Origin of the sequence: Pseudomonas sp. REP124 (genome assembly GCF_020164475.1) — a bacterium.
Taxonomy (GTDB): domain Bacteria; phylum Pseudomonadota; class Gammaproteobacteria; order Pseudomonadales; family Pseudomonadaceae; genus Aquipseudomonas.
The window spans coordinates 1-11025 of the sequence record NZ_JAIQWX010000185.1; the positions used below are offsets into that span (position 1 = coordinate 1).

The window sequence follows — 11025 nt, forward strand, 5'->3', positions numbered from 1 at the left end:
GGGCTTGCCCGCGATGAGGCCAGCAGGTGCACCACAAGACCTGGAACTACCCCCCCACCCGCGCCTGCAAACTCAAATGCGCCCGCTCCCCCGGCTTCAGGCACAGGCTGTCCGTACCACCACTGGCCGCCTCCACACAGACAAACTCCGACACCTCATTCCAACTCACCCCCAGCAACGGCCGCGACCCCGGGTGCCAGACCACCGTGTCCGCCGTTTCGCCGGTATCGATGCACAACGCCCGCTGCCAGGCGTGGTCATTGAGCTGCAATTCGCCGTCATGCTGGAACACCCGCTGACAGCCGCCATCGACGCGCAACTCGCCTTCCTGCTGGCAAAACTCGCGGTTCAGATGGTCATAACCTTGCGCGCCCTCGAGCCCAGACAGCGCTACCTCACCGACATCGCCAATACGCCAGTAGGCGTGCAAAGCCTGGCTCAATTGGCAAGGAAGGCTGTCGTTGTGCTCGGTGCTCAGGCGCAGATCCATGCTTTCGCCCAGATGCGCATGCAGATCCGCCTGCCAGTCGCACAGCTCCAGCCGCCAGTGCAGGCGCACACCATCGTCGTCGCTGCTGCTGTCGATCAACTTCCAGTCCAGCAGCCGCGCCCAACCATGGGACGGCCAGGCATTCTCGCTCGGGTGACGGCCATACCACGGCCAGCACACCGGCACGCCACCGCGAATGGCACCGACATGAGGCCAGCGCGCCGCACACCACAACCAGGGTTTCTGATCCCGGGGCTGAAAGTGCAACAGCTGTGCGCCCTGACGACTGAACACCGCCTGACACAGCGGGTGATCGATCACCAGCACATCGCGCTTCTGATAGCGCTCCCACGCAAACACCGGGCGTTCGCGCAAGGATTTGAAGAAGCGTTGTAGCGGATGCTCATGCATGTGCAACGGTCCTGAAAATCATGGGTGTACTCAACTGTCTGTGCTTTTGTGACGCAGGCTTTTGTGGCGAGGGGGCTTGCCCCCGTTGGGTCGCGAAGCGGCCCCAAAAAGATAAGACTGCTGCGCAGTCCAACGGGGGCAAGCCCCCTCGCCACAAACGCCCCAAAAAAAAGCGGACAGCCTGGGCTGTCCGCAAAATGCGCACATTGAGAGGAGCTTATCGCAACAGCGTCAGAACACCGACTGAATTTTCAGGCCGGCGACCAGTGCGTTGTCCACTTCATCCACACCGCCTGGATGAGTGATGTATTGCAGGTTCGGGCGTACGGTCAGCCAGTTGGTGACGTGGAAACCGTAGTTCAGCTCGTAGTTGTACTCGGTCTCGCGCAGTGGCGAGAACAGCGGGTCTTCGTAGTTGCTGACACCGTTGGCGGTGTTGGTCAGCTCGGCGTTTTTCTTCACGTCATCGTTGACATGGATACGGGCGAAACCGATGCCGACGTCATCTTTCGGACGTGCATCGAACGGCCCCTTGTACACGAACATCAGCGACTGGTAGTTGTCGACGACGTTGGTGTCCTTGTCGTGGAAAGTGGCGTTGGCCGCGATGTTCAGACCGCGGGAAGAATCGCCGTTGTGGCTGGTGAGTTGCTGCTGCGCGACGAACCAGTAGCCGTGCTTGCTGCTGTGGCTGCGGTAGGCATTGCCGGAGGTGGCAGCATCGTTGCCGTTTTCGTCTTCGCGAACGTCATCGGCCTTGGCCGTGCTCTTGTAGTAACCGACACGGTACTCGCCCGGCAGGTTGCCAGGGTTCGGCAGCCAGACCAGTTCAACCGGCAACACGGTACCTTTGGTGCCGCTGCCGCTGAGCTTGAAACCGTTGCCGTGTTCAAGCTGCGAAGGGTTCTGGTTGTACGCACCGATCTGCGCATACCACTCAGGCGAGATGTTGTACTTCACGCGGATCGCCGCCTGGCTGATCGGCCAGTTGTACCAGATGTTGGTGGCCCAGTTACCCACTTGCGAGCCACAGAACGCCAGGTTCTGGAATTCGCACGGAAAGCTGTTGAAGTCTTCGCCTTCACCGAAGTAACCGGCCTTGACGTCCAGCTTGTTGTCCAGGAACTGATGCTTGATCCACAGCTGGGTCAGACGAACCATGTGGCCACGGCCGTAGACTTCCTGTGACGAGCTCAACGTGCCCGCGCGCGGATCGCCGATGCGGTCGTTGGAGATGTTTTCGCCGTTACGGTTGGTCAGCTGGATCTTGGCCTGAGTGTTGTCCCAGCCGAAGAGTTTTTGCAGATCCAGTGCCGCGCCCAGGCCGAACTGGTCGGCATAACGTGCAGTCTTGTCGTCGTTGAAGCCGCCGTGCAGGTTGCCACCCACTTCACCGACATAGTCCATTTTGATGTCGATGCCCTGCTCGATCAGCCGGGTCCGTTCACCACCCCAATCGCCGGTCATCCATTCCGAATCGGCGCTAAACGCTTCAGCTGCGTGGACGCTACCGGCCAGGGTCATCGCGGCAATCGCGGATAACTGGCAGATAAGCTGAGCGTTGTTGTTCTTCTTCATCCCTACATCCTCGTTTTATTGTTATTAAGTTTTTACTTCACTAACGCGGTTACAACGGTTGTGACGGGCGACAGGCCGCCCGCCACGGATTCCCCAGGATTTATCTGTGGGAGCGAGCCTGCTCGCGATGGTGTTTCAGCTACATCGATGTCGACTGACACTCCATCGCGAGCAGGCTCGCTCCCACAGGTTTTTTGATCTTCAGCGGCCTTTGAATTGAGCTACGTTGGCAGCATGGCTCTCGACTTTCGGAAGACCGGCAGCCCCCAAACGCTCCCCGGTCTTGGCATCGAACAGCAGCACTTTCGACGGATCGAATTGCAGGGTCAGGGTCTCGCCCACTTGCGGCGCAACGTCCGGCGAGAGACGGCAGCAGACTTTGGTGTCGTTGAGATTGACGAAGACCAGAGTGTCCGGCCCGGTCGGTTCAGTGACCTGGACTTCGGCGCGAATGGTCGGCAAGCCATTGGCCTCGGCGCCGGCCAGCGAGATCTGCTCCGGACGCATGCCAAGGATCACTTCACGGTCTTCGAGCCCCGCGTCCTGCATGCCCAGCGGCAATTCGCAGCGCGCCTGACCACTGTCGAGCAGCGCCACCAGGCGACCGTCCTTGCGTTGCAGACGCAGCGGGATGAAGTTCATCGGCGGCGAACCGATGAAGCTCGCCACGAACAGGTTGGCCGGGTCGTTGTAGATTTCTTTCGGGGTGCCGAACTGCTGGATGATCCCGTCCTTCATCACCGCCACTTTGTCGCCCAGAGTCATCGCTTCGATCTGGTCGTGGGTCACGTAGACCGTGGTGGTTTTCAGGCGCTGGTGCATCAGTTTCATTTCAGTGCGCATCTCGACCCGCAGCTTGGCGTCGAGGTTGGACAGCGGTTCATCGAACAGATAAATCTTCGGCCGCCGCGCCAGTGCACGACCCATCGCCACCCGCTGTTGCTGGCCGCCGGAGAGCTGGCCGGGCTTGCGGTTGAGCAAGTGTTCGATCTGCAGCAGCTTGGCGACGCGAGCGACTTCTTCGTCGATGTCGGCAGTCGGCATTTTGCGAATCTTCAGACCGAAGGCGATGTTGTCGCGCACGCTCATGGTCGGGTACAGCGCGTAGGACTGGAACACCATGGCGATGTCACGATCCTTGGGGCTCATGCCGCTGATGTCGGCGTCGTCCACCAGGATCGCGCCGCCGCTGATGGTTTCCAGGCCGGCGATGCAGTTCATCAGGGTGGATTTGCCGCAGCCGGACGGGCCGACCAGGATCAAAAACTCCCCGTCGTTGATCTTTAGCTCGATGTCTTTGAGCGTGTCCGGCAAACCGGCGCCATAGGTCTTGTTGACGTTGCGTAATTCGAGAGTTGCCATGTTTCTACCCCTTGACCGCGCCGGACGTCAGCCCACGCAGGAAATACTTGCCAGCGAATATGTAGACCAGCAGTGTCGGCAGCCCGGCGATCATCGCGGCAGCCATATCAACGTTGTATTCCTTGGCCCCGGTGCTGGTGTTGACCAGGTTGTTGAGGGCCACGGTAATTGGCTGGGCGTCGCCGCTGGCGAACACCACGCCGAACAGGAAATCGTTCCAGATCTGGGTGAACTGCCAGATCAGGCAGACCATCACGATCGGGATCGACATCGGCAGCAGGATCTTCCAGAAAATCATGAAGAAGCCCGCGCCATCGAGCCGCGCGGCCTTGACCAGCGCATCAGGAATGCTCACGTAGTAGTTGCGGAAGAACAAAGTGGTGAACGCCAGGCCGTAGACCACGTGCACCAGCACAAGACCGGTGGTGGTGTTGGCCAGGCCGAACTTGCCGAGGGTGAACGAGGCCGGCAGCAGTACGGTCTGGAACGGCAGGAAGCAGCCGAACAGCAGCAGGCCGAAGAACAGCTGCGAACCACGGAAGCGCCACATCGACAGTACGTATCCGTTCATGGCGCCGATGAAGGTCGAGATCAGCACCGCCGGAACGGTAATCTTCACCGAGTTCCAGAAGTAGCCGCCGACCACATCCCACGCCTTGATCCAGCCAATGCCGTCAATCATCGTCGGCCAGCTCAGCAGGTTGCCGGTGCGGATGTCTTCCGGGGTCTTGAAGCTGGTCAGCAGCATCACCACCAGCGGGATCAGGTACACCGCAGCCGCCAGCAGCAAGGTCGCGTAGATGGCGATGCGGCTGAAGCTCAGGGTCGGTTTTCCGAGTTGATTAGTCATGGCGTTTGCCTCGCAGCTCGGAGTACAGGTACGGCACGAGGATGGTCAGCACGGCGCCGAGCATCAGCATGGCGCTGGCCGAACCGATGCCCATCTGGCCACGGCTGAAGGTGAAGGAATACATGAACATCGCCGGCAGGTCGGACGAGTAGCCGGGGCCGCCGGCAGTCATCGCCGCCACCAGGTCGAAACTCTTGATCGCGATATGCGCCAGGATCATGAAGGCGCTGAAGAACACCGGGCGCAGGCTCGGCAGGACGATCTTCAGATAGATGGTCGGCAGGCTCGCACCGTCGACTTGCGCGGCACGAATGATCGACTGATCGACTCCGCGCAGACCGGCCAGGAACATCGCCATGACGAACCCGGAGGCTTGCCACACGGCAGCAATCACCAGGCAGTAAACGACGCGATCCTGATCCACCAGCCAGTCCAGGCGAAAGCCTTCCCAGCCCCAGTCACGCAGCATTTTGTCCAGGCCCAGGCCTGGGTTGAGCAGCCATTTCCACGCGGTACCGGTGACGATCATCGACAGCGCCATCGGGTACAGGTAGATGGTGCGGATGAAGCCTTCCTTGCGAATGCGCTGGTCCAAAAGTACAGCGAGGAACACGCCGAGGATCAGGCTGATGCCGATGAACATGCCGCCGAACAGCGCAAGGTTCTTGCTCGCGACCCACCAGCGGTCGTTGTCCATCAGGCGCATGTATTGCTGCAGGCCGACCCACTTGTAGCTCGGCATGAAGCTGGAATTGGTAAAGGACAGAATGAACGTCCAGATGATGTAACCGTAGAAGCCGACCAACACGACCACCATGCTCGGCGCGAGTACCAACTTGGGTAGCCAGCGTTGCAGTGCATCGAACGGTGAGGCTTTGCTGAAAACCGCCACAGAGCTCATCGGGATAATCCAGGTAAAGAGAAAAGAAACCGGCAAGCCGATCCCCTGTTGGAGCAGGATCCTGTGGGAGCTGGCTTGCCTGCGATGGGATCAACCGGGTTCAAAGTCGAACCGAGTCGCCTGCATCGCTGGCAAGCCAGCTCCCACACAATCCCATTCCAACCAGGAACAGGCTGCGTCAGGAGTTACTGAGCCGCTTTGACCGCCGAAGCCAGTTGCGCACTGGCCTTGGCCGGGTCGGCGTCCTTGTCGTTCATGAAGTTGGTGACCACGTCGAAGATCGCGCCCTGCACGGCCAGGGAAGTGGCCATGTTGTGCGCCATGCTTGGTTGCAGGCCGCCAGTCTTGTCGTCTGCCAGGAAGTCCTTGGCAGCGGTCTGGGCGCAGGAGTCGAAGCCGAGTTTTTCCATGTCGTTCAGCATGTCGGTGCGAACCGGGATCGAACCCTTGTTGATGCTGAAGACTTTCTGGAAATCAGTACCCAGCGCGACCTTGGCCAGGTCCTGCTGCGCGGCGATGTCGCCCTTGCGATCAGCCTTGAGCTTGAACACGGCCAGGGAGTCGATGTTGTAGGTGAAGGATTTATCAGTGCCCGGGAACGCTACGCACTGGTAGTCCTTGCCTGCGACTTTCTTGGCCGCGGTCCATTCGCTCTTGGCCCAGTCGCCCATCATCTGCATGCCGGCCTTGCCGTTGATCACGTCGGCGGCAGCGATGTTCCAGTCACGACCGGCACGGTTCGGGTCCATGTAAGTGGTGAGTTTTTTAAGCTCGGTGAAGGCCTTGGTCATCTCGGCGCCCGACAGGGTTTTCTGATCGAGGTCCACCAGGGCTTTCTTGTAACCGTCGGCGCCCATGACCGAGAGCACCACGTCTTCGAATACGGTGCTGTCCTGCCAAGGCTGGCCACCGTGGGCGAGCGCGATGAAGCCTGCGGCTTTCAGCTTGTCACCAGCGGCATAGAATTCTTCGAGGGTGGTCGGGGCCTTGTCGATCCCGGCTTTCTTGAACACTTCCGGGTTGATCCACAGCCAGTTCACGCGGTGGATGTTCACCGGCACGGCCACGTAATCGCCTTCGTATTTCACGGTGTCGGAGACTTTCTTCGACAGCAGTCCATCCCAGTTTTCCGCTTTGGCAACGTCCTTCAGGGTGTCGGTGCTGAGCAGGCCGGTGCTGCCCCATTCCTGGATGTCCGGGCCCTTGATCTGCGCAACGCCTGGCGGGTTACCGGCCACGGCGCGGCTCTTGAGTACGGTCATTGCGGTGGAGCCACCACCGCCGGCGACTGCGCCGTCCTTCCAGGTAAAGCCGTCTTTTTCGACTTGGGCCTTGAGGACATCGACCGCTGCCTTTTCGCCACCGGACGTCCACCAATGCACGACTTCCACCGAACCTTTGGAGTCATCGGCAAAGCTTGCGAGCGGGAACGCGGAAAGAGGAACCAGTGAGGCGAGAGAAATGACAGTAGCGAGGCGAGAAATCGCATTCATCTAAAAGTACCTTTCTTGTTGTTATGCATTGCAAGTCTGGTGCTTGCGCTGCACAGGATTTTAACCAGCGCACATCCCTTCGCAGGTAACGAAGGGACGCGCGAATGTCACCACATGGTTACACAGGAACGCTCTGGGACAACTGTCCCAGAGCCGTGGCCATGCTCGGTGCCAGAGGTAGGCGCGGAATCAGCAGTGCCTGCCAGGCGTGGTAGAGGTCGGGTTTGCCGGCCCAGATGTCGGCGCTGGGGCGGTTCAGCGGGTCGAGTTCGTGGTGCCAGCTGCCGTCGCAACGGTCGATGAAATGCTTGTCACAAAATTCCCAGAACAGCCGGTACCAGTGCTCGTACTGCGCATCGCCCGTGCGTTTGAGCAAGGCGCTGGCGGCGGCGCTGGCTTCGCAATGGGTCCAGTGCAGGCGATGGCGGACCACCGCGCGATTGTCCCAGTCCAGGGTGTAGACGATGCCCGGTGCGCCATCGACGTCCCAGCCATGACGGCAGTTGTGTTCGAAGAGTTTTTCCGCATCGGTGGCCACCCAGCCCGGCGTGAGCATGCCGGCCTGTACCCGAGCCGCTTCCAGGTGCAGTAGCAGCCGCGCCCATTCGAAACCGTGGCCCGGGGTGGTGCCGTAAGGGCGGAAACCGTCGGCGGGATTGTCGTGGTTGTACTCGCGCAGCGGTTGCCAGTCGCGGTCGAAATGCTCGACCACCAGATAACCATTGGCGGCTGCATGGCCATGAATCACCCGCTCGACGATGCGCTGGGCGCGGCACAGCCAGCGGTTGTCGTCGGTGACGTCGGCCAGGGCGAGGAAGGCTTCGGTGGCGTGCATGTTGCTGTTGGCACCGCGATAGGCTTCCTCTTCGCTCCAGTCGCGATTGAAGGATTCGCGCATGGCGCCCTCCTCCTCGCTCCAGAAATACGTGTCGATGATGTCGATCGCATCATCGAGCAAGGCCTGCGCACCCGGTCGTTGCGCGACCACCGCGGAGCTGGCGGCCAGCGCCACGAACGCATGCAGATAGGCGTTCTTGCCGGTGTTGCCGTCACGGTGCTCGGCCACCGCGAACCAGCCGCCATGCAGCGCATCGCGCAACGGCCCGCGCAGCGCCTGGATGCCGTGATCCACCAACTCGGCAAACCCCGGCAGGCCCTGGATATGGGCCATGGCGAAGCTGTGGGTCATGCGCGCGGTGTTCATGGTTTCGGCTTGCGCATCGGCCGGCAGATGGCCGCGCTCATCGAGATTGCCGAAGCCTTCAGGCAGCTTCGAAGCCTTGGCAAACGCCAGCAGGCGCAGGCCTTCGGTGGCGAGCCATTGCTGATGGGCAGGTGCGTTGAGCCAACTGCTGAAGGCAGGTTGGAAGGTGTGCATGGGGGACCTTTTTTGTTGTTATGACTGAGGGGCAGTCTAAACAACGGGGGATGGCGGGCTTGTAACGAAGGGGGCGAGTTATGTCACCAAGCTGTGACAATTATGCGGTGAGTAATATTTGTGGCGAGGGGGCTTGCCCCCGTTGGGTGGCGAAGCCGCCCCAAAACCTGCAATTGGTGTGTGTCAGACATACCGAGTGCTATGGATTTGCGACTGCTGCGCAGCCGAACGGGGGTAAACCCCCTCATCACAGGGTTTTGTGTCAATCAACGGAGCGCGGCAACTGAAGGGTCACCCGCAACCCACCCTCGCGCAGGTTCTGCAGACTCACTTCCCCACCATGGCTATGGGCAATATTGCGGGCGATGCCCAGCCCCAATCCATACCCCTGTTGCTGCCCCGCCAGGCGGAAGTGCGGTTCGAACACCTGCTCCAGCCGCTGCTCGGGAACCCCCGGGCCTTCATCATCGACATGGAGCACAAAGGCGCTCTCGTCGTCATCGATGTGCAGATGCGCGTTCTGCCCGTACTTCAACGCATTGTCGATCAAGTTGCCGATGCAACGCTTGAGCGCCAGCGGCTTGCCCGGATAAGCCGCGAGCGCCCGACCCTGCTGGGTCACGCGACCGTTGCCATTGGGCGCCACGTACGGCTCCACCAGGCACTCGAGCACATGGTTGAGATCCACCGACTCGATGTTCTCGTGAATGTCGGTGTCCTTTACGCATTGCAGCGCACCCTTGACCAGCAGTTCCAGCTCATCCAGATCGCGGCCGAACTTGGCTTGCAGCTTTTCGTCTTCCAGCAGTTCGACCCGCAGGCGCAACCGGGTAATCGGCGTGCGCAGGTCGTGGGAAATCGCGCTGAACAACTGGCTGCGTTCGGTCAGGTAGCGACTGATGCGCTCGCGCATGGTGTTGAACGCGCGGCCCACTTCGACCACTTCACTGCCACCGCCTTCGGCCACCGGTTCCACATCGGCGCCCAGCGACAATTCCCGTGCCGCCCGCGCCAGACGCTTGAGCGGCCGGCTCTGCCAGTGCACCAGCAGGCCGATGAACAACAGCAGAAAACCGCTGGTGAGAATGATGAACCACACCTGCTGCGCCGGCAGGCCCTGCTCTTCAAGACTGGTGTAGGGTTCGGGCAGCAGCGAGGCGATGTACAGCCATTCACCGGGCGCCATCTGGATCTGCGTCACCAGCACCGGTGGATTCACCGGTTCCAGGGTCAGCGCATAGTGCGCCCAGGAGCGCGGCAACTCGTCGAGTTTCAGGCCGCCATTGAAAATCCGCAGATCCTCGGGGCTGACGAAAGACACCGAGATGTCGGTGTCCTGACCGAGGGACTGACGCAGCACTTCGTCCACCGCTTTCATCACCGCCAGCTTGCGCGGCGTGATCGGCAACACTTCCATACCCAGGGGTTTGTCGTTGAGTGTCACGACGAATCGCGTGCCGCCCATGCTGCGCAACTGGTCGAGCACCAGCGGCCGATAGGCCACCGGCAACGAGCGCAAGTAACTGACACTGGCGTTCATCGAATGGGCGAGGCTGCGGGCGCTGGTGACCAGGCCTTCAAGCTGCGTGGCGCGCAGTTGCGAGACCCAGATCACGCTCGACAGCGCCTGGGCGAACAACACCGCCAGCAACGTCAGCAGCAACATGCGCCCGAGCAGCGAACGCGGCATCGGGATTCGTTTTATCAGCTTGCGCAAAGAATCAGTGAGCATTGCTGGCGACCACATTGGCTGCCAGTTGGTAACCACTGCCACGCACGGTGCGGATCAGCCGTGGCGGTTTTTCCGTGTCGCGCAGGCGTTGGCGCAGGCGACTGACCGCCATGTCGACGATGCGATCGAGCGGCATCAGTTCGCGCCCCCGGGTGGCGTTGCCGATGGTATCGCGGTCGAGAATTTGCTGAGGGTGATCGAGGAACAGTTTCAACAGGGCGAAATCGGCCCCGGACAAAATCACTTCTTCGCCATCGATGTGGAACAGCCGGTGGCTGACCATGTCCAGCCGCCAGTCATCGAAGGCCAGCACTTCACTGCCGGAACGATCCTGACCGAACTGGGCGCGGCGCAACAACGCCTTGATGCGGGCCTGCAATTCGCGGGGACTGAAGGGTTTGCCGAGGTAATCGTCGGCACCCAGTTCCAGGCCGATGACCCGGTCGGCCTCGTCGGAACTGGCGGTGAGCATGATGATGGGCACTTGCGCCCGGCGCGGGTGTTGGCGAATCCAGCGACACAGACTGAAACCGTCTTCGTCCGGGAGCATCACATCGAGGATCACCAGATCGCTGGGTTCGTCGTTGAGGGCCTGGCGAAAACCGGCGCCATCGGGCGTGGTACGAACCTGGAAACCGGCGCGGGTCAGGTAGGTGTCCAGCAACTCGCGTATCTCTTGATCGTCATCGACCAACAATATCGACTTGTTGACTGAGCTCACGGGGCGGCGTCCTTGTTGTTTGAATTGGGCGGATTATGCCTTAAGCGCTGAACCTGCAAACACCACATCACCAATGTGGGAGCGGGCTTGCTCGCGAATGCGGTGTGTC

The 11025-nt window shown here is 60.7% G+C and carries 9 protein-coding genes; all 9 read right to left on the reverse strand.

Annotated elements, in window-relative coordinates:
* Positions 1-46: 46 nt before the first annotated feature.
* The gene (locus K9857_RS27425) at positions 47-901 is read right to left on the reverse strand and encodes a D-hexose-6-phosphate mutarotase (RefSeq protein ID WP_224541236.1); all 855 of its coding nucleotides are present in this window, start codon (positions 899-901) and stop codon (positions 47-49) included.
* A gap of 231 nt (positions 902-1132) precedes the next feature.
* Positions 1133-2479, reverse strand: a complete 1347-nt coding sequence (locus K9857_RS27430; RefSeq protein WP_224541238.1) for a carbohydrate porin — start codon at positions 2477-2479, stop codon at positions 1133-1135.
* 201 nt (positions 2480-2680) lie between these two features.
* Entirely contained in the window at positions 2681-3841 is a 1161-nt protein-coding gene (locus tag K9857_RS27435; protein WP_224541241.1) for an ABC transporter ATP-binding protein, read from the reverse strand.
* 4 nt (positions 3842-3845) lie between these two features.
* On the reverse strand, positions 3846-4691 hold the full coding sequence (locus tag K9857_RS27440) for a carbohydrate ABC transporter permease (RefSeq protein ID WP_224541243.1): 846 nt from the start codon (positions 4689-4691) through the stop codon (positions 3846-3848).
* Positions 4684-5592 (reverse strand): carbohydrate ABC transporter permease, encoded by a 909-nt coding sequence (locus K9857_RS27445; protein ID WP_224541245.1) that lies wholly within the window; start codon positions 5590-5592, stop codon positions 4684-4686. The genes K9857_RS27440 and K9857_RS27445 overlap by 8 nt, the downstream gene beginning before the upstream one ends.
* A gap of 185 nt (positions 5593-5777) precedes the next feature.
* Positions 5778-7085: an ABC transporter substrate-binding protein gene (locus tag K9857_RS27450; protein ID WP_224541247.1), complete on the reverse strand. Its 1308-nt coding sequence runs from the start codon at positions 7083-7085 to the stop codon at positions 5778-5780.
* A gap of 118 nt (positions 7086-7203) precedes the next feature.
* Positions 7204-8463, reverse strand: a complete 1260-nt coding sequence (locus K9857_RS27455) for an AGE family epimerase/isomerase (RefSeq protein WP_224541249.1) — start codon at positions 8461-8463, stop codon at positions 7204-7206.
* Between the two features lie 262 nt (positions 8464-8725).
* A complete protein-coding gene (locus K9857_RS27460; protein ID WP_318011787.1) occupies positions 8726-10195 on the reverse strand; it encodes an ATP-binding protein in 1470 nt (489 codons plus the stop codon).
* Positions 10185-10916 carry a response regulator gene (locus tag K9857_RS27465; RefSeq protein ID WP_224541251.1) on the reverse strand — a complete coding sequence of 244 codons (732 nt, stop codon included), beginning with the start codon at positions 10914-10916 and terminating at the stop codon, positions 10185-10187. Before K9857_RS27465 ends, K9857_RS27460 begins: the two co-directional genes overlap by 11 nt.
* Between the last annotated feature and the right edge of the window lie 109 nt (positions 10917-11025).